At 42.8% G+C, this 19902-nt stretch carries 15 protein-coding genes and 2 pseudogenes; 11 read left to right on the top strand and 6 right to left on the bottom strand.

The features are described from left to right. Window positions 1-378: adenylosuccinate synthetase (locus tag B3V51_RS11395; RefSeq protein ID WP_286708454.1), on the top strand; the 378-nt coding region annotated here is incomplete at its 5' end. 228 nt (window positions 379-606) lie between these two features. Here B3V51_RS11395 and B3V51_RS11390 read toward each other — a convergent pair. From B3V51_RS11390 to B3V51_RS11375, 4 genes and pseudogenes are all read right to left on the bottom strand, one after another. Further along, window positions 607-855: pseudogene (locus B3V51_RS11390) on the bottom strand (zinc ribbon domain-containing protein); the annotation flags it as partial. A gap of 167 nt (window positions 856-1022) precedes the next feature. After that, window positions 1023-2177 (bottom strand): RNA-guided endonuclease InsQ/TnpB family protein, encoded by a 1155-nt coding sequence (locus B3V51_RS11385; RefSeq protein WP_093071385.1) that lies wholly within the window; start codon window positions 2175-2177, stop codon window positions 1023-1025. Continuing rightward, window positions 2174-2785, bottom strand: coding sequence for an IS607 family transposase (locus tag B3V51_RS11380; RefSeq protein WP_058025651.1), 612 nt, complete (start codon window positions 2783-2785; stop codon window positions 2174-2176). The genes B3V51_RS11385 and B3V51_RS11380 overlap by 4 nt, the downstream gene beginning before the upstream one ends. An 83-nt stretch (window positions 2786-2868) precedes the next feature. Next, window positions 2869-3930, bottom strand: a pseudogene (locus B3V51_RS11375) (RNA-guided endonuclease InsQ/TnpB family protein); the annotation flags it as partial. 348 nt (window positions 3931-4278) lie between these two features. On the opposite strand from B3V51_RS11375, the gene ndk reads away from it, so the two are divergent. The 10 genes from ndk (at window position 4279) to B3V51_RS11325 (ending at window position 17003) form a co-directional block, all read left to right on the top strand. Then, window positions 4279-4710, top strand: a complete 432-nt coding sequence (gene ndk / locus B3V51_RS11370) for a nucleoside-diphosphate kinase (RefSeq protein WP_058025095.1) — start codon at window positions 4279-4281, stop codon at window positions 4708-4710. 300 nt (window positions 4711-5010) lie between these two features. Next, the gene (gene rlmN / locus B3V51_RS11365; RefSeq protein WP_186474867.1) at window positions 5011-6240 is read left to right on the top strand and encodes a 23S rRNA (adenine(2503)-C(2))-methyltransferase RlmN; all 1230 of its coding nucleotides are present in this window, start codon (window positions 5011-5013) and stop codon (window positions 6238-6240) included. A gap of 215 nt (window positions 6241-6455) precedes the next feature. Further along, entirely contained in the window at window positions 6456-7391 is a 936-nt protein-coding gene (gene pilW, locus B3V51_RS11360; RefSeq protein WP_227517153.1) for a type IV pilus biogenesis/stability protein PilW, read from the top strand. After that, entirely contained in the window at window positions 7382-8203 is an 822-nt protein-coding gene (locus tag B3V51_RS11355; RefSeq protein WP_320157875.1) for a helix-turn-helix domain-containing protein, read from the top strand. Before pilW ends, B3V51_RS11355 begins: the two co-directional genes overlap by 10 nt. Window positions 8204-8320: 117 nt before the next feature. Next, a complete protein-coding gene (ispG, locus tag B3V51_RS11350) occupies window positions 8321-9436 on the top strand; it encodes a flavodoxin-dependent (E)-4-hydroxy-3-methylbut-2-enyl-diphosphate synthase (protein WP_071003372.1) in 1116 nt (371 codons plus the stop codon). A gap of 121 nt (window positions 9437-9557) precedes the next feature. Continuing rightward, window positions 9558-10859: a histidine--tRNA ligase gene (hisS, locus tag B3V51_RS11345; protein WP_286708453.1), complete on the top strand. Its 1302-nt coding sequence runs from the start codon at window positions 9558-9560 to the stop codon at window positions 10857-10859. 70 nt (window positions 10860-10929) lie between these two features. Continuing rightward, window positions 10930-11724 (top strand): YfgM family protein, encoded by a 795-nt coding sequence (locus B3V51_RS11340; RefSeq protein WP_212563754.1) that lies wholly within the window; start codon window positions 10930-10932, stop codon window positions 11722-11724. A 175-nt stretch (window positions 11725-11899) separates the two neighbouring features. After that, entirely contained in the window at window positions 11900-13120 is a 1221-nt protein-coding gene (bamB, locus tag B3V51_RS11335; RefSeq protein ID WP_277077951.1) for an outer membrane protein assembly factor BamB, read from the top strand. A 316-nt stretch (window positions 13121-13436) separates the two neighbouring features. Further along, complete coding sequence (gene der, locus B3V51_RS11330) at window positions 13437-14858, top strand: ribosome biogenesis GTPase Der (RefSeq protein WP_286708452.1); 1422 nt, start codon at window positions 13437-13439, stop codon at window positions 14856-14858. A 183-nt stretch (window positions 14859-15041) separates the two neighbouring features. After that, window positions 15042-17003 carry a sensor histidine kinase gene (locus B3V51_RS11325; protein WP_286708451.1) on the top strand — a complete coding sequence of 654 codons (1962 nt, stop codon included), beginning with the start codon at window positions 15042-15044 and terminating at the stop codon, window positions 17001-17003. A 202-nt stretch (window positions 17004-17205) separates the two neighbouring features. On the opposite strand, the gene B3V51_RS11320 is transcribed toward B3V51_RS11325, so the two are convergent. Next, a complete protein-coding gene (locus B3V51_RS11320) occupies window positions 17206-18372 on the bottom strand; it encodes a D-alanyl-D-alanine carboxypeptidase family protein (protein ID WP_286708450.1) in 1167 nt (388 codons plus the stop codon). Between the two features lie 659 nt (window positions 18373-19031). Further along, window positions 19032-19466, bottom strand: a complete 435-nt coding sequence (locus B3V51_RS11315) for an MCR_0457 family protein (RefSeq protein WP_286708449.1) — start codon at window positions 19464-19466, stop codon at window positions 19032-19034. Between the last annotated feature and the right edge of the window lie 436 nt (window positions 19467-19902).

Genomic DNA, 19902 nt, shown 5'->3' with positions numbered 1-19902 from the left:
CGTCGCTGTGGCTGGTTTGATGCTGAGGCATTACGCCGTGCAGTGGTACTGAACTCTATGTCAGGTATCTGCCTGACCAAGCTTGACGTACTAGATGGTCTTGAAGAGTTGCTCATTGGTGTGGGCTACAACCTGCCTGAGACTGAGTGTGCAGGCGCACATGATGCTGAGTTCTATGAGTCAGTAACGCCTAAGTACGAAACCCTACAAGGCTGGAGCGAGTCAACCGTTGGTATCACAAGCTATGATGACCTACCAGAAAACGCTAAAATTTACATCAAACGTATCGAAGAATTGATTGGTTGCCCAGTTGATATCATCTCGACCGGTCCTGACCGTGAAGAAACGATTGTATTACGCGATCCGTATGATGCTTAATTGGTTATAAAGATATTGTCTGTTTTATTTACAAAACCCTGATGCCAAACATTGGGGTTTTATTTTTGGTAAATAAGAAGATTGATGAGCGGTAAAACCTTGCTCAATTTATCTTTGTGTAAGTTATCGCCATAAATTAATCCTATCATTTATACGCTTAATCATTATATTGACATACTTCCACCACTTTCGCCAAGCTCAAGTGGGGAATTCTAAAAGCATAAGCTCTTAGGTGGCTTTCTCACGAAGGTCACAAGTTTTCTGTTTCAAAGGGCGACCTTTAACGCATCCTCCCTCCGCAGACAAAACGGCATGTCCTGCCGCTAATATATTACGAGCCGCATTAACATCTGCGTTCGTAACATACCTGCATTCGACGCACTCAAAGTTTGCTTGAGTGCGTCTATTTTCCTTGGCAATATGCTTGCATTCAAAGCAGGTTTGGCTGGTGTAACGTGGGTTTACCTTAATGAGCAACCGTTCCAAAAATCTTACTCAAACCTAGCCAATATTGACTATTAGATAGGTTTGACGTTTTCTTTCTGCTTCATTGTCACGCGCTATTTCTCATTTGAGATTTAGACTGACCACGACTCCACAGACTTTTTTAATTGGCGATGGAACTCACCGTCCAATAAACAGGATTATGCAGCTGTTAAAATAACAGTCGCGTTATTTAAAATATTGATGCTGGCGTTGAGGTCACGGTCATGAGAAACCTGACAGTTAGGGCACAACCACTCACGCATTTTCAATGTTAGCTCATCTTTACCAAGGATATGATTGCAGTTTGAACAGGTTTTTGAGCTTGGGTAGAAGGGTCCGACTGATTTCACAACCTTGCCTTGCTCAGTGGCTTTGTAGATAAGCTGTCGCTTAAACTCAAAGAAACCCAAGTCACTGATAGCTCTTGATAGCCGCCTGTTCTTAACCATACCTTTGACATTCAAATCCTCAATCGCAATCACATCGAACTCATTAACCAGACTTGTTGTGATTTGATGGAGAGAATCTTGCCTAATACACCTGATCTTATAGTGCAAACGAGAGAGCTTGGTTTTCGCTTTTTCTCTGTTTTTACTGCCTTTTTTAGTGCGACTGAGCGCTTTGTTTAGCGTTCTTAGTTTTTTAAGGTTTGCTTGAAGTGGTTTTGGCGCTTTAATTTTAGTGCCGTCTGATAAAACCAGTAAGTCGGTAATACCAAGATCAACACCAACGCTTTTACCTGTCTTTTTAGTAGGAATTACAGCTTTTTGTATTTCAACAGCCACACTAACAAACCACTTACCGCCACGTTTAGAGATGGTGGCTGACATGATCTTGCCGTCAAAACGTAAAGCTTCTTTTAAGCGAACCCAGCCCAAGTTTGGGATACGAATGGATTTACCTTTAATGGCAAATTGGTCGTTGGATAAACTGAATCTATCGTCACGGCCTTTTTTACGAGCGGTTGGGTATTTCGCTAAGCCTTTAAAGAAGTTGTTATAAGCATCACCCAACTGCATGATTGCCGCCTGCGGAGCGCATTTGGTCACTTCCAGCATATAGGGGAATAATTCACGCTTAATGGCGTTCAATTCGCGTCTGAGCTTCGCCTGTGAGGGCTTGTTTAGATTTTTAGTATCAACCTCAACGCCTGCGGCCAAACACGCATCACGGTACGCTTTGTCAAGCGCATACTGCCGCTGCCACTCATGCAAAGCCCAGTTGTAGGCTTTTCTCGCCACGCCACAAGCACGAGCAAGGTGATTTGCCTGTACGTTGTTTGGCTTGAGTTCGATAATGTGTCCACGGATCATAATGCTTTTTTAACCGCCTCTATTAATTGTTGGTTTTTCTTGCTGCAAGAGCCGTATAGCCTCGCTGAAAATACGGTGATAATCTCCAATAAATCTTGGGCTAATTCTTGCTCAAAACTCAACTCTTCACCTTGATTGATTATTACCACTTCAACGTCACGAGCCTCACACAACATGAAAACCAGTTCTGCACCAAATCGTAAAAGCCTGTCTTGATGGGTAATTACCAGCCGTTCAACTTTATTGCTCAGTATGTCATCAAGCAGGTCTTTTAAGCCTTTCTTTTTATAATTCATTCCACTACCAAGATCGGTAATCGTCTCAAAAGTCCAGCCTTGCCTGGCACAATAAAGTTCCAAAACTTGAGACTGGCGAAGTAAGTCGTCTTTTTGATCACGACTCGACACACGAGCATAAGCAATGGTTTTTCGGTCTAATTTAGGTGGTGTATTCAAGGAATGCGGTCTGATTTCACTTAAATCATATCGCCTATGCCCGTTTTCGGTTCGCTTGGCGACTAACGTACCATCCTCATCCCAACGTCTTAATGTGGATTGAGCAACCCCGAAATGTTTGGCAGCCTCCCCAATACTAACCAGTTTCCCCATAACTTGCTCTCTATATTATAGATATAATCTATCTATTATAGTAATAAATAGGTAGGTTTGTATATGTTTTATTTAACTGTTTGCAACCCGCCTTGCCATTGTTGCTTGTACTCAAACATATTAACCATCATGCCCCAGCCTTGATCTAAGATTGATTTGTTTAATGCTGATTTGGCTTTGACATGCCGACCTTTTTTCTCCATCGTACCGCTAGCTGATCTCGACATATTGGCGACTTTTAAATCTTCACAGGCAATCATGGCGTGGTTTTTGCTGATCGCGGTAGTGATTTTATGCAAGTAGTCATGGCGAATATTGGCGATGTGATTGTGTAATTTTTGAATCTTACGGTTTTGCCTTTTCCAGTTTTCACTGAACTTTACTTTCTTACTTAATTGACGCTGCAATTTGGCAAGTTTAATTTGATTGGCTTTAAAGCTGTTTTTGGGTTTGATGTATTGACCGTCTGAGGTGGTAATGAGTTTAGTGATACCTAAATCAATACCTATGGCGCTTTTGGAGGGGTGAGTTGGGTTCTCAGATAATGCTCGCTCAGTGCCAAACGACACGTACCAGTGACCTGATTTCTTGCTGATGGTGACGTTTTTAATGGTGCCGATGATATCTTGTGATTTTTTAAATTTTACAAAGCCCACGCCATTAGGTAGTTTGACGCGATTACCTTCAACACGGCAATATTTATCAAACTGAACAAGCCTGATTGAGTCGCAGCCATCGGATTTACGTTTAAATCTTGGCATCAGTTGTCGTAGTTGAATCTCTGTGCCATCACTTAGCTTAAAAAACTTGGGTTTTCGAAACTTCTTTTTGTTTTCTTTGAGCCTAGCATGAACTTTAGGGTCGAAAAATCGTGACCAAGCAGAGGCAAGATCACGTACTTTTTGTTGTAAAGACACAGCATTGGCATGGGTTCTTAAGAAGTCAAAATCAGGATTGTTCTTTAGAACCATGATTTTATTAACCAAGTTGGTGGCATTAATAAATTCATTTTTGGCAAACATCTCAAATGAGATCGCTAGCATTTGATTCCAAACAAAGCGTGCAGAGCCGACAAGATTATTTAGAATAATCTGTTGCTCTGCATTAGGCTCAAGCCTAAATTTATACGCTTTGTTGATTTTCATAACGCCGATTCATTTTTTTTGATATAATATAAACTCTAAAGTTTACAATAATTTATTTCAATATATTATTTGTGTAAAGATATAATATAATAAACGAAACGCTAGGCGAAATTCAATTCCACCCTAACATCAGGTGGAGTCCTTTTTCACGTTTTGATAAGCAATAATTCTGTTTTGGTCTGTCTTGAATTTATATTTATATTGATAAATCATGAACCATTTCAATAAGTCTAAGCCAATATAGTAGTCGGAGATAAAATGAGAGGTTCGTGATAAGGCGACTTCTTTGCTATTTCATTTCTTATTTTAGTTCAATTTTTTAACCCACTCATCCATTAGGAGCTTTTCATGGCTAACGAACGTACTTTATCTATCATCAAACCTGACGCAGTTGCTGGCAACCACATTGGTGCTATCTATGATCGTTTTGAGCAAGCTGGTCTAAAAATTGTTGCCGCTAAAATGCTACAACTTGATGACGAAAAAGCAGGCGGTTTCTACGCTGAGCACGCTGAGCGTCCATTTTACAACGACCTAGTATCATTCATGACTTCAGGTCCAGTATTGGTATCAGTACTAGAAGGCGAAAATGCTATCGCTAAGCACCGTGAAATCATGGGCGCAACCAATCCTAAAGAAGCTGCTGAAGGCACTATCCGTGCTGACTTCGCTAGCAGCATCGATGAAAACGCGGTACATGGTTCAGATTCAGCTGAATCAGCGGCACGTGAAATCAGCTACTTCTTCAATGAAGACGAAGTTTGTGCACGTACGCGTTAATAGCAGCTATTATTTGCAATATTGATTGTTAATAAATAGTATCGCGAGACGGCTTATATCTTATGGGTATAAGCCGTTTTAGCTGTTATATGTAATAACAGTGTCGTTGCTTATTGAAATTCATAGGCGCTTGCCTCATTATTAGATTTACTAGCGTTATCAATCCTTTATCAGCACATTGTCAATATAGATAATTATTTGCATTCTATATAGGACAAATTTTGCGCTCATAACGGATTGCTCAATGCATCATTTAATTGTATAACGACGTTCATGGCTTATGCCAAAAGGTTACCTATTATGTCCACTGTTCAATCACCGATCCAACACACACCCACTAACAAGACGGCTAGTATCAAGATAGTAGATGAGGCGCAGGCCAAGACCAATCTATTAGGGATGACGCAGTCGCAACTTGCCGATTACTTTAAAAGTATCGGTGAAAAGCCATTTCGCTCGACGCAAGTGATTAAATGGATATATCAGCACGGAGTCACTGACTTTGAGCAGATGACCAATCTGAGCAAATCATTGCGGGATAAGTTATCAGCCAATGCCTGCGTTACGCCACCAAAAGTGATTCATCGTCAATATAGTGATGATGGTACGCGTAAATGGGTGTTTGAAGTGACGGGCGGCTCATTGGTTGAGACGGTATTGATTCCAGCGGATGACAGTAAATTAAATGGTCGTAAGACTTTGTGTGTGTCTTCACAAGTGGGCTGTGCGCTAGATTGTAGTTTTTGCAGTACTGGTAAGCAGGGCTTTGAGCGTGATTTAAGCGCTGCTGAGATTATCGGTCAGCTGTGGGTGGCCAATGCCTCTTATATGACTGATAACAATGATAGTCTAGAACACGTTGATCATAGCCTGTGGGAAAACAATGTCACCAACGTGGTCATGATGGGCATGGGTGAACCATTATTAAACTATAAACCAGTGGTTGGCTCAATGGAGCTGATGCTGAGCGATCACGCTTATGGACTATCAAAACGTCGAGTGACCTTGTCAACCTCAGGCGTGGTACCTAAAATGTACCAACTAGCACAAGATATCGATGTAGCACTGGCTATCTCACTGCATGCCCCCAATGATGAACTGCGTAATGAGCTGGTGCCAATTAATAAAAAGTACCCGCTAGAAGAGCTGATTGCCGCTGCAAAAAACTACGTCTATGATGTCAATCCGCGTCATAAAAAGCACGTCACGATTGAGTATGTGATGCTTGATGGTGTCAATGATAGCAATGAGCATGCTCATCAGTTGGTCGTGCTATTAGAAGGGCTACCAAGTAAGATAAATCTTATTCCGTTCAATCCGTTCCCACATGCGTCGTACGATAAGTCAAGCAACAACCGCATTCATGCGTTTAGCAATATACTGAGTGAAGCTGGGTTTGTTTGCACCATTCGTCAAACACGCGGTGATGATATTGATGCCGCTTGTGGTCAATTGGTCGGACAAGTGGCTGACCGTACCAGACGCTCGGCTGCATGGCAACAAAGCATCAAAGATCGTGAAAATGTTTGATACGTTTTGCATATGACAGGATAAATATCCGTCTGTTCTAAAAGAAGCTTAGCTGTCTTTTATCTGTCGCAACGGTAATGAAAATGTATCAATAACGGTCAAGATTGAAGAACATAGCAATTAATAACAACTAAATTGTACTTATAGGGGCTAAATCTATTAAACTGATGCCTCGAAGATCGAATGCATTGAACCACAGTTTTATGATGGCGGCTATGATGACTTCTAAAAATTTTTATCAGTTGGTAGAGCAAAAACCATTTTTTAACCTTTATAAAAAGGCAGGTGTGGTGACGAACCGAGTCACTGCACCGAAGTGCGCATTACTGGCTGCCGCACTCGCATTATCATTGCTAAGTGGCTGTCAGAGTACACCAAACAATGACTTGTCAGGCATCGCGCCTTATCAGACATCCACGAAGCCCAGCGGTGACCGCAACTTAGATCAGCAAGAAATTGCTCGTGTACGTACCTCACTTGCTGCACAATATATCCGCAAAAATGAGCTCGATACGGCGCAGCGTCAACTCGAAAAAGCCTTTGCTGCTGATAGCCGTTACGCGCCAGCCTATGATATGATGGGCGTTTTGTTGCAGCAAGAAGGCAGCCGCATCAATCTTGCAAAAGCCGATCAGTACTTTAAAAAAGCCATCGCGCTGGATAAAGACTTTGTGCAAGCACACAATAATTACGGTGTTTATTTATCACAGATGAAGCGCTATCGTGAGGCGGCAGAGCAGTTTGAGATTGCAGGCGCCTCATTAGGTTATGAAGGCCGTATCGGTGCGTTAGAGAATTTAGGGCGTACATACCTTCAGTTGGGTGACAATAGTGCCGCTGCTAAAGCGTTTTTGCGGGCCCTAGATGGCAATCGCAATAGTATTATTGCTCATATTGAGCTGGTAGATTTATTGCTTGAGCAGCAGCGAGTACCGCAGGCTCAGCGCTTGTATGACGAGACCTTGATATTGGTACAAGGGCAGGGCATCAGTCCTAGATTGCTCCTACAAGGTATCAAACTTGCGGCAGCACAAAACAACATTACAACTCGCCAGCAATTGGCACAGCAGCTTTTATCCGCTTATCCATTGAGCGACGAAGCGAAACAACTTAAGACTTGGCTTAACAATCCAGAGGCACCATGGAAATGATCACCCCATCATCAAACACTCAATCTAACGCTCAGGGATCATTTGGTGCCACGTTGCAGCAAGCCCGTAAAACGAAGCAAGTCAGTTTAGAAGAGGCAGCCGCCGAGTTATTTATCTTAAAACGTCATCTAGAAGCACTAGAGAGCGAAAACTTTGCTGAATTACCGCAAGCGGCATTTGCTCGTGGCTTCGCTATTAACTATGCCAAATATTTGGGCCTAGACTCAGCCAAAATCGCGAGTAGTTTTGATGCCGCTTACCCCAGTGAACTCAAAGCCAAATCGGTCAATAATACTGATACACCATTGCAACCAATGGGCACGCTGCAACGCGATACACACAATCGCATTCGTTTTAATCCGCTATTGATCATCGGTGTGATTGGACTCATTATCTTGGCAGTATTTTTATTCCGTATGGTGAGTAATGCGAGTAAAGAAAATAGCCAAGAGCCTGTCTCTACTGTTGAAGATGTATCTGCTATTGAGCAAGCGCAAGGGGCTGCGATTAGCAATGATGCAAGTGATATCGGTGCGTCTGGCTCTGCGTTGAATTTAGGTGCTGCCAGTGCAGATACGGCTTTTTTAAACGTGAAGTTGACCGATGATGCTGTGGTTAGCATCACGGATGCATCGGGTAATAGTCTCATCAGTGGTTCACAGACGGCAGGTGACTATGACCTAACAGGCGTGCCACCATTTAGTGTACAAATTGATAATATCGATAATGTTAGCTTGATGCTCAATCAAGAAACGGTTGCTTTAGATACTTATGCAACGGATAAGCAAGCTACCTTTGAGCTAGTACCTTAGTCATCATTGGCCTCTTATCGAGCATGATTACTAGCGTTTAATAAAACTACTATACGTCTAAGCTCATTTATATATACAAGCCTGTGGTTTTTCTATTTTTGATTTAAGGATTTATCTATGTCAATGCCATCGCCTATTAACCGCCGTTTGACCAAAAAAATCTATGTCGGCGATGTTGCGATTGGTGGTGATGCGCCAATTAGCGTACAGAGCATGACCAACACTGACACTTGCGATGTGGCGGCAACCGTCGCCCAAATCGAGCGCTGCGTAGAAGCCGGCGCTGATTTGATGCGCGTATCAACGCCGACGATGGATACCGTCAAAGCCTTTGGCGAGATTCGTAAATTGGTGAGCGTACCTTTGGTTGCAGACGTGCATTTTGATCATAAGATTGCCTTAGCAGTGGCTGAAGCCGGCGCTGATTGTTTGCGTATCAATCCTGGTAACATCGGTAGCGATGCCAAGGTGCGTGAAGTGGTTGCTTGTGCTAAGTATCACAATATTCCTATTCGTATCGGCGTCAATGCAGGCTCTTTAGAAAAAGACATTCAGCGTAAGTATACTGAGCCGACTGGGGAGGCGATGCTTGAGTCAGCAATGCGTCATATCGACATTTTAGAGCGTCTTAATTTTGACCAATACAAAGTGTCTGTCAAAGCCAGTAATGTGTTTTTGACATTGGATGCGTATCGCCTGCTATCAGCGCAGATTGATAACCCACTGCATTTAGGTGTCACTGAAGCAGGTGTCTACCGTACTGGTGCTGTCAAATCTGCCATTGCGCTTGGTGGTCTGTTATTAGACGGTATTGGCGATACGATTCGTATCTCGTTAGCGGCTGAGCCTGAAGAAGAAATCAAAATTGGCTTTGATATTTTAAAGTCGCTTAATATCCGCTCAAATGGCGTAAACTTTATCGCTTGCCCAAGCTGCTCGCGTCAAGAGTTTGACGTGATTAAAGTGATGACGGCCTTAGAATCACGTTTGGAAGACATCCGTGAACCAATGGATTTATCCGTGATTGGCTGTAAAGTGAATGGTCCAGGCGAAGCAAAAGAAGCAGATATCGGTATCGTTGGTGCCGCACCAAGATCACTGGTATACCGTATGGGTCAAAAAAGTCATCTTATCGATACCGACAATGTAGTCGATGAAATAGAAAGTATGGTTCGCGCCCATGCAGAAGATTTGGCGAAAAAGCGTGAGAACGAGATTATTCGCGTAAAATAAGTCGCAATGCAAGTATCTGCTTTTTGCTGTGTAAACAAAGGGTAGGCAGCACATTTTTTTTGTTAATACGTAGATAACAATAATAGACATAATTGTTAAATTTTAAGGACATGACCGTATCATGATTAAAGCTATTAAAGGGTTTAATGATATTTTGCCTGACCAATCAGCAAAGTGGCTGCATCTAGAAGCGATATTGGCTGATGTACTTGGTAGATATGGTTATGAGCATATTCGCTTGCCTATCGTTGAGCAAACTGATCTATTCGCACGTGCGATTGGCGGTGCGACAGATATCGTTGAAAAAGAGATGTACAGCTTCACTGATAAATCTGAGCCACCCACGCCTTTGGCCTTGCGTCCTGAAGGTACAGCAGGAGCAGTACGTGCCGTTATCGAGCATAACTTATTGCGTGGGGACACGCCGAAGCTTTGGTACGTTGGTCCAATGTTCCGCTATGAGCGTCCGCAAAAAGGCCGCTATCGTCAGTTTCATCAGCTAGGTGTTGAAAGCTTTGGTAGTGCGCTACCAGACGCTGATGCTGAGCTGATTGCAATGACGCATCTGATGTGGCAAGAACTGGGCCTAAAAGATGAGATGCACTTACAGTTAAACAGCCTAGGTGAGCTTGATGAGCGCCATGCCTATCGCGAAGCGCTGGTTGCCTATTTGACGGACAAAAAAGATCAATTAGACGAAGACAGCAAACGTCGCTTGACGACCAACCCATTACGTATCTTAGATAGTAAAGAAGCGAGTACGCAGGCAGTATTAGCAGACGCACCAAAGCTTGCTGACTTCTTGGGTACAGAGAGTGTGGCGCATTTTGAACAAGTTCAAGCCTATCTGACGGCGCTTGGTATCGATTTTGAGATCAATCCACATCTGGTGCGCGGTCTTGATTATTATAATAAAACGGTCTTTGAGTGGGTAACGGATAAGCTTGGCAGTCAAGCGACGGTATGCGCTGGTGGTCGTTATGACGGTCTGGTTGGACAATTAAAGTCCATAAGTACAAACGATGATAAGTCAGATAAAAAACCTGTAAAATCTGAACCGGCTATTGGTTTTGCGATGGGGCTCGAGCGCTTATTGCTACTGATGGAAGCCGTGGCACCGATTGCTGACAAACCCGCTTGTGATGTCTTTGTCGTGGCGCATCCTGACGTTTATAGTGCAGGTATCAGCTACGCACAAAACCTACGTTATAGTCGTCCAGATGTACGCGTGAAGATGGCAAGTGCAACGAGTCTAAAAGCGCAAATGAAAAAGGCAGATAAGTCCGGCGCAGCATTGACAGTCATCATCGCACAGCAAGAGCTGGATGATAATACCGTCAGTATCAAAGACATGCAGACGGGTGAGCAGCAGACTGTCACACAAGACTGGCTATCGAGTAAAGATAACTTTTCTCGTAAATAATCGTCTTGCAACGCCGCAGTTTTGATTTTGGCATCAGCAATTTAATGTACATTTTATCAGGTAAATATATATGGCTCTGACCCCCAATTCGCCGAATGCAGACAACTCCATGCAAGCGTTAAAGCAGTATGGTAGTTATATTGTCACTGCGATTTTGTTGGCACTGGCTGCTTATTTTGGCTGGACATACTGGCAGAACAACCATGCGCGAGTAGATACTGTCGCCGCTGATCAATATGCCGATATCCAACGACTGAATGAAGAAGTCAGCTTGGCTTCGCAAAATCCAGATCTAGAAGCCGACGCGCAAGAGTCGCTGGTACAGAGCCGCACACAGTTAGACAAAGATATTGATGCTTTAGTCAGTACGCATGGTGAGTCAGTTTATGCATGGCAAGCGCTGATGATAAAAGCTCGCCAACAGGTCGATAATGATGATTTTACGGCGGCAGCTGAGACATTTAAGCAAGCACTCGCCATTGATTTGGATGATGCCGGTCTAAAGGCAATCACTCAGCTGCGTTATGCCAAGACGTTACTGGCGACAGGCGATGCAGATGCGGCCTTGTCAGAGGCCAACAACGATATGCCAAGCTCGTTTGAAGCCAGTCAGCAAGAGCTGCTAGGTGATATTTACTTGGCACAAGACAATAAAGAATCAGCGATTAAGTCTTACAATAATGCTTGGGAGCTATTACGTAGCCGCCAAGAAACGCGTGCAGTATTGGCCTTAAAGATGGAAAGCTTGGGTATCACTCCTGAGCCAATTGCTGGGCCCACCAGTCTTATCCAAGAATCAGCGACTCCTGAGCAGCCATTAGTGGTTGAAAACTCAGAAAATACGAGCGTTGAAGCTGCTCAGTAAATAACTAAGTTCAGTAGGTCACTAAGCTCAGTAAATAACTAAGTTCAGTAAATCACTAAGCTAGTATTGAGCAGTAGCAATCGATTAAATGCTTTTTGATATGACGTCATAATGACTAATGTGCTGTTGGCCAATGTACCAATTAATAATAATTCATTTGTAGTGAGAACATATAATGACTCAATCTATTCGCTCTAGCAAAATGTTAAAAACTACGTTAAGTAGTCAGACTATCAAGAAGACAGTCATGCATGTGGCAGTACTTGCCGTAATGAGCACTGCAGTGATTGGGTGTAACCGCGGCATCAAGCCAGTGGTTAATGACCCAGTAAAATTGGTACAGATTGCGCAACCGATCAGCGTGCTCCAGCCAGTATTTAGCACCGATGTAGGTAACAAAAAAGCCAGTAAGAAAGACCCTCTAGATTTGCAAGTTGGTTACGCCAATGGGCAAATCGTTACGGCATCACGCGGTGGTGATCTGATAGGGTTTAATCAGGCAGGCGAGCGCTTATGGTCGGTTAACGTCGGTGATCAGATCACAGGCGGTGTGGCGTTGGATGCGCTGAGTCAGACAGCGGTTGTGAGTACTCGCAATGGTCAAGTAATGGCGTTTGATACTATGACTGGCGCAAAACGCTGGCAGCAGCAGTTGTCAGGGTCGGTTTTATCCCCAGCGCTTATCAGTAATAATCGTGTGGTATTATCAGCGAATGATGGCTTCTTGCATGGCTTATCGCTACAGACTGGTGAATCAGTGTGGCAGTTTGCGACGCAAGTACCAGCGATCAGCGTGCGCGGTAGTGCGGCACCAACTTTGCTAGATAATGAAACGGCATTGTTGGCGACTGCTGATGGTCGTTTGCATGCAGTCACCGTTGATAATGGCTTACCAAAGTGGTCAAGACGTGTTGGCATTGGGTCTGGAAGCAGCGAAGTTGAGCGCATGAGCGATGTCGATGGCAAGCCTATCGTGGATAAAAATCAGCTGTTTGCGATTAGTTATAGTGGTCAGCTATTAGGTATTGATTTGGCCTCACGTCAAGTGATGTTCGTCAATGAGCTTGCTAGTTTAAAAGCACTTGCCGTCAACCCTCAGCAAGTGATTGCTACTAGCCTAGATGGTAAAGTGGTTGCCTATGATCGCAATAGTGGCGAGACATTGTGGGAAAGTGAGGCACTGGCTTATCGTGACCTAACCAATCCTGTCATGATTGGCAATTATATTGCAGTCGGTGATTTTGACGGTGTGGTACATTTATTTGACCCTGCTACTGGCAATATTGTTAGCCGCGTGCAGACAAAAGGGACGTTGACGAACTTGCAAGTACAAGGCAATCGCCTGATGACTCAAAGCACGTCAGGACAAGTTGCTATCTGGCAGCTAACGCGCTGATAAAACAGTACACTGGTTTTTATCTACAAAACACAAACGCTGCTTAGTCAGCGTTTAGTGCCTTGTGTAAATCGCTTGTTTAAGTACAGGCTTTCGCGTACTCTATGCGACCGATGTGCTAACCATATATACTATATATAATTTAGTCGTCCCAATTATTTTTTAGCCAAAAAATAGCTAGCTACTATTTTTGCTATTGTTTTATCATTCATTTTAATTTGCGGTTAAGTGCAGCCCTATTCGTTACTATTGTTATATCAGTGGTCATAAGAATAATTGTACTGTCCGTCATTGTGCCTTTCACTGAGAGTAACCCATGAGTATCAAGCCTGTGGTCGCCTTAATTGGTCGTCCAAACGTCGGTAAATCCACCTTATTTAATCAGTTCACAAAAAGTCGGCAGGCATTGGTTGCTGATTTGTCGGGATTGACTCGTGACCGTCAATACGGTGATGCAACTTATGAAGATAAGTCATTCATCGTTGTGGATACTGGTGGTATTGGTGAAGCAGATGACGGCAGCGGTAATATCGATGACTATATGTCTGAGCAGTCGCATACCGCGATTCACGAAGCAGATATCATTGTATTTGTCGTTGATGCTCGTGCTGGTATGATTGGTGCTGATGCTGAGATTGGCAAGTTTTTGCATACCCTAGGCAAACCGGTCTATGTCGTTGCCAATAAAGTTGATGGCGTTCATGATTCAGCGCCAGCGGAGTTCTATGCACTAGGATTGGGTGAGCCTTATCCGATGGCAGCCAGCCATGGTCGCGGTGTAGGCAACTTGCTTGAAGTCTTAACGGCTGATATGCCCGAGCAAGAGAATATCGTAGAGCCAAGAGGGTTGAAGCTTGCCATCATTGGTCGTCCAAACGTTGGTAAATCAACGCTGGTTAACCGTCTGTTGGGTGAAGATCGAGTGGTGGTATTCGATATGCCTGGTACGACACGTGATAGTATTTATATCCCTTATCAGCGTGAGGGCAGAGATTACGTATTGATTGACACGGCTGGTGTACGTCGCCGCGGTAAAATCGATGAAAAAGTAGAGAAATTCTCTGTTATCAAAACTTTGCAAGCGATTGAAGACTCTAATGTAACTGTCATTGTCATTGATGCGCACGAAGGTATTGTTGACCAAGATTTGCATATGATTGGCTATGCGCTTGATGCTGGTCGTGCTCTAGTCGTAGCAATCAACAAGTGGGATGGTTTGACGCCAGATCAAAGAGACTATATTAAGCTTGAAATGGATCGTCGTTTTAACTTTATCCCATATGTAAAAGTGCATTTAATATCAGCGCTACATGGGACTGGTGTGGGTAATTTATATCCATCTATCTTGCGTGCTTACAAGTCTTCAATGTTTGAAGTCTCTACCAATCGCTTGACGCAAATCTTGCAAGATGCTGTCACTGCCAATCCGCCGCCAACTGTTGCTGGTCGCCGCATTAAGCTACGTTATGCACATATCGGTGGTCACAATCCGCCTGTTATCGTAATCCATGGCAATCAAACCAGCGCGCTTCCTAAGAGCTATCAGCGTTACTTAGAGAACCAATTCCGTCAAGTGTTTAAGCTTGAAGGTACGCCGCTCAACGTCATCTTTAAACAAAATGACAATCCATACGCCAATAAGAGCGACACGCCAACCAAGGCAAAAACACAGCAATTGCGTCAGCGTGAGCGCAATCGTGCGAAGAAATTCACTACTAAAGATAAAAAGTCTCGTTAATCGCACAATCTGCTATGACTTATTTTATCGTGCAACCCAGCACGGTAAAATAAAAAAGCACTATAATCATATAGTGCTTTTTTAGCAGTTCAGTATACTCGTTAATTACCTCAATCTTTCGCTTATCACATCTCTCAAATACCTGTAATATAAGTAAAACTTTTCTTGACTCAGTAGAGTGATATGAACAATCGTTCGTCTCAAACCATTTCTATGCTTATTTGGCGCTCTGTTGGACAGGCCGTAATTTTGGCTCTGCTGGCAGGCTTTGTATTGCCTTTTATTTATGGTTTGGTGCATCACTACCAAGAAAAACATCAGCATATACAGCAATTAGCCTCGTTACTAACAACCAGTGCATCGACACCAGATGGTGCTGACGTCGTCGCTGAGCAAGTGAATGTTTTATTAGAAAATGAGCCGAGCATTCAGAGTATTGTGTTTTATTCCACATCCCAGCCTATCAACGATATCAGCCAATCACTAGATGACTGGAAAAATGCTTTATTTGCCGATACGGTCAGCTTCAACTATCCTGTCGTTAGTAAGTACGAAGATTTTGTGAGTGTCAGACTCAATAAACCCACATCTAATCAGCAGCTAGCGACAGATCTGTCTGAGAGTATGAGCACATCATCAGTTACGGATGAATCGATCGGTAGCACGAATAGGAATAACAGGCTGATTGGCTATATCAACATCACCATGGATGTGAAAGTACTGCGTTCATATTGGTTTCGTAGCATTATTCCGTTGTGGCTGACCACGTTACTACTGACTATTATTTCAGGTATATATATCTTCCGAAAGCTGAATTGGCCGGTCAAAGATATCGAAGCATTAAATGGTGTCTGCGGTATTATCATCAAAAACGCAGAGCTAGAGCAGCTACCTATTATTCCGCAGCGCTTTAACTTTCAAGAGCTGACACAAATAAAAAAGGCCTTGGCTATCTTGTTTGATCGACTGCAAGAGGCCAAGCAAGGATATGATACGCTTGCTGCCTTTGAGCAGCAACTACATAACAAAGATGTCTCGCTTGATGTGCAGTTGCATAATTTTCAAAGCATGATTACCCATGAACTAAAAACATCGCTCAATGCTATCGTGGGCGGGCTACAGTTATTGGACTATGAAACCTTAACTAGAGAGCAAAAAGACGCTGTCGAAATTATTAGCAATGGCAGTGATAAATTGGTGCTATCACTGGATCATATTATTCAATTAAATCAGATACAAAAAGGACAAATAAAAATTCATAACAATGAATTTAGTCCGCTACAGTTGATATCTGATCTTTTGATAAAGTTTGAACCTATAGCCAATCAACAAGGCTTAGCGTTAACCAGTAATATTCATCATGTAGATTACAGTCTTTATGGCGACTCAGCAAAAATTCAACAAATATTATCCATACTAGTCAGTAATGCCATTAAATTTACTCCTACTGGACAGGTAGTGATCACGTCACAACTGACGCATTTTGATAAAAGTAATCGTTGGAAAATCAGTGTCAAAGATACGGGCATCGGTATTGATAGCAATCATATTGATGATATTTTCAATCCTTTCTTTCAGGTGGATTCGTCACAAACGCGCCAGTATGAAGGCTCAGGTGTGGGCTTGCCTGTGGTTAAGCAATTGGTGCAGCTCATGGGGGCGACCATCGAAGTTGATAGTACCTTGGGATCAGGGACGCAGTTTACGTTGACGTTAGTAATGCCAAACCAACAACAATCTCGCCAGCAGCGGCTCTTAAATGGGCTAACGATTATTTATTACTATGATCAAGAGACGGGTGCGTTATTCAATGAGCTAGAGTATCTGGGCGCTACGGTGATCTGTCACCAAGACGTACAGCAAGTGATGAATGAGATAAGAGCACAGAAGGTCGATATGGTGATGTTCGCTGAGGACGTGCTCGCGGACAAAGCTGAGCTGTTAGCCAAGCTTATTCGTCAACATGAGCGCAAAGAAAGTGGACAGCGTGCAATGTTAATATATTGGTATCCACAGCATCAAGCGCGTTATGTCGATAATTTCGAGTATGGTTTAAAAGCAGCTGGCATCGATTACTGTCATAGTACGACTTATGAGCACAAGGCTTTGAGTGACTTGTTAAAACGTTGGTTAGTATGGATCTAAAACACTATAAAAAAATACGTTTGGCTTTTTAAAATCGCCTAGCCCATTAGATGTAATTTCCTGATAAAAAGCACAAACAAGCCAGGATTTTTTTACAACAAATAAAAAAGACGCCCAATTTTAAGGCGTCTTTTTTATTATGTGATTTTCTTATAATGAGAGTCTTTGCTCTAGCTATCTATTTATAAAAATAGAGCAGTTCTTAGAACAGATTCTGCGCCCAGCGTACGATATGTTGCCAAGTACGGCTCAAGAATCCTGACTGTGCGACATCATTAGTGGCAATAATAGGGACAGATGCGACAGCTTTACCATCAATAACGGCCATCATCTTGCCGATTTCTTGACCTTTCTTAATCGGTGCTTCTAGGCTGTCAGGAATATCAACCACGGTCGTGATTTTATTCTTCTGCGTTTTACTGGTTAGGATTTGTAAGTTATCACCTGTTGCCAGTTCTACCTCATCGGCTTCTCCGAACCATACTGGAACTTTGCTAACGAACTGACCAGCAGGTGCTTTGGTCACTGTGGTGAAGTGGCCAAAGCCCCAGTTGAGTAGTTCACGCGACTGATCAGCACGAGCCTGCTGGCTCTTGGTGCCCATGATGACAGAGATGAGGCGCATACCGTCGCGGTTACTCGAAGCGACTAAGCAATAACCTGCCGCATCAGTATGGCCCGTTTTTAGACCATCAACGGTAGGATCGGTTGCGAGTAGGGCGTTGCGGTTGCCCTGAGTGATACCATTATAGGTAAACTCTTTTTCGGAATAAATACTGTAGTAATCACCGCTGTTTTTGACAATAGCGCGAGCAAGTTTGGCCAGATCCAGCGCTGATGCCTCATGCCCTTCAGCAGGCATGCCAGTAGAGTTGACGAAATGAGAGTTTTCCATACCAAGCTTTTGCGCTTGCTCATTCATCAATATTGCAAATGATGCTTCGCTACCCGCGATATGCTCAGCCATGGCTTTTGACGCATCATTACCTGATTGAATGATGATACCGCGTAGCATATCGATGACACTAGCGGTCTTATTGACTGGCACATACATGCAAGACTGACTGCTGCTACCACGGCACCATGCATTTTGGCTCATGAGTACTTGGTCGTCTTCTTTGAGGTCGCCTGATGCTAAGCGCTGTTCGATGATATAACTGGTCATCATTTTCGTCAGAGACGCTGGCGGTAATGACTCATTCGCATTTTTTTGAGCCAAGATCTCACCAGTATTATAGTCCATCAATACATAGGCGGTATTATCCATCTCAGGTGGTTGTATGGCTGCGTTTGCCATCACTGCACTCATTGAGATACTTACACCAACGACCAGCTGTACTAGCTGATTTTTTACACGCTTTACTGTCATATATCATTACACCGCATCATGGAACCAAATGTATCTATCGCTTGTATTCACTGTCAATTTTCATACATTATTTTAAGCAGCATGCCTTAAACATCATGTCTAAAATAATGTATTAATCAAAACAAGAACGACTGTACGATAGACATAAAATTAACGCCTTATCTTAGCAAAATGCCAACCGATGGGGAATCGATAAATGCAAAAAAGTAAGGCATGAATAAAAAGAAAAGCGAGTAGGTATAGTGAATTCAGTATAAAAACGATACAGTGGGACTGGGATAAATTTTTCGCAGCATCGAGCAGCCTAGGCACAGCACGCAAGGAAAATTTAGACCAGTTCCACCTTGATATATAATGTATCTGTTTTATTTAGGATTGACTATATTAAGTGTTTGCTCTTACTAACCTATAGATAGCTTTTGATCAGCATAAATTCAACGACCACAAAAAAGCTTGCTGTCATTCCGCTTTTGGTTTATAAGCGCAATGACAGCAAGCTTTTTTGTTCATTAAACTTAATGGGTAAGTGTAGAGTATTGTTCTTAACGATGATGAGAGTAGAGCTCCAGAAAGAACAAGACCATGGTTTATTGTCGTTAATTATGACGGGCTTTTCTAGCGCTCAAGACGGCTCTCTACGCTTACACGCTTTTTAGCGATTAATATTCTGCGTTCGCCAAATCTTCACATAGTGCTTTATTTTCTTGCTTTGAAAAGCCCATTGTCCAGCTACGAATACCTTGCAGTATCTGACGATAGTCTTGCTGCGTTGACAGGTATTGAATCGCTGCTTTTGGATCTTCTAACGAAGGCATCAGCTCATGCAATTGCACGGTATAAGACTTATAAAAACGTTGTTTTTGATTGCCGTTCAGCATTGATGGACAGATCTCTGATAGTACCTGCATCACAGCAATTTCATGCTTTGTGATATTAATGCCAGACATATCTAGCGGAATAGTGGTCGCAGGATTGTTTGCAGCATTAGACGCTTGAGACAGCACGGCAACAGACGTTATCAGTCCTGCCAGCCCGATTTTTGAGGCGGTCTTTGCTATCACAGAAGCTATAGATAATATCGATTGATTCTTCATTCAGTATTACACTCGCTTATCTTTATTTGATGGTGATATGTTAATGGGTAAAAAAACAAAAGTCACATAAAATATTGATTTATGTGTAGATATCTTGTGAGCCAAAGGCATTTTACAGCAACATATCAGTAGCATATACCAATGAAGTCACATCAGTATAAACGCATCAGTCTGTATTATTGTACGGTGTTGCATATTGTAACGCGTTGCCTTATTTCTCTCATTTCGACTCCATTTGAGGCAAATAATATAACAATAGACAAAAATGCCAGACGGTTTTTGGTCAAAGACTGAGTTCGGGATTATCTATTGTTCAGGTATAATCGCTCGGGCTATCAAGATAATTTAGTTTTAATGTACTGATATCACAAGGCTTTCAAGAGTAATCGCCAAATTTTTTATTTTATATACTGGGGCGTGTTGAACATTCGACCAT

The organism is Psychrobacter sp. UBA2514 (genome assembly GCF_002341255.1).
GTDB lineage: Bacteria > Pseudomonadota > Gammaproteobacteria > Pseudomonadales > Moraxellaceae > Psychrobacter > Psychrobacter pacificensis.
This window is presented reverse-complemented; position numbering and strand designations above follow the sequence as displayed.

What these genes read in the sequence shown, in the direction of transcription:
- B3V51_RS11385 (WP_093071385.1), bottom strand. Translation starts at nt 2,177, where the DNA reads ATGATCCGTGGACACATTATCGAACTCAAGCCAAACAACGTACAGGCA.
- B3V51_RS11380 (WP_058025651.1), bottom strand. Translation starts at nt 2,785, where the DNA reads ATGGGGAAACTGGTTAGTATTGGGGAGGCTGCCAAACATTTCGGGGTT.
- ndk (WP_058025095.1), top strand. Translation starts at nt 4,279, where the DNA reads ATGGCTAACGAACGTACTTTATCTATCATCAAACCTGACGCAGTTGCT.
- rlmN (WP_186474867.1), top strand. Translation starts at nt 5,011, where the DNA reads ATGTCCACTGTTCAATCACCGATCCAACACACACCCACTAACAAGACG.
- pilW (WP_227517153.1), top strand. Translation starts at nt 6,456, where the DNA reads ATGATGACTTCTAAAAATTTTTATCAGTTGGTAGAGCAAAAACCATTT.
- B3V51_RS11355 (WP_320157875.1), top strand. Translation starts at nt 7,382, where the DNA reads ATGGAAATGATCACCCCATCATCAAACACTCAATCTAACGCTCAGGGA.
- ispG (WP_071003372.1), top strand. Translation starts at nt 8,321, where the DNA reads ATGTCAATGCCATCGCCTATTAACCGCCGTTTGACCAAAAAAATCTAT.
- hisS (WP_286708453.1), top strand. Translation starts at nt 9,558, where the DNA reads ATGATTAAAGCTATTAAAGGGTTTAATGATATTTTGCCTGACCAATCA.
- B3V51_RS11340 (WP_212563754.1), top strand. Translation starts at nt 10,930, where the DNA reads ATGGCTCTGACCCCCAATTCGCCGAATGCAGACAACTCCATGCAAGCG.
- bamB (WP_277077951.1), top strand. Translation starts at nt 11,900, where the DNA reads ATGACTCAATCTATTCGCTCTAGCAAAATGTTAAAAACTACGTTAAGT.
- der (WP_286708452.1), top strand. Translation starts at nt 13,437, where the DNA reads ATGAGTATCAAGCCTGTGGTCGCCTTAATTGGTCGTCCAAACGTCGGT.
- B3V51_RS11325 (WP_286708451.1), top strand. Translation starts at nt 15,042, where the DNA reads ATGAACAATCGTTCGTCTCAAACCATTTCTATGCTTATTTGGCGCTCT.
- B3V51_RS11320 (WP_286708450.1), bottom strand. Translation starts at nt 18,372, where the DNA reads ATGACAGTAAAGCGTGTAAAAAATCAGCTAGTACAGCTGGTCGTTGGT.
- B3V51_RS11315 (WP_286708449.1), bottom strand. Translation starts at nt 19,466, where the DNA reads ATGAAGAATCAATCGATATTATCTATAGCTTCTGTGATAGCAAAGACC.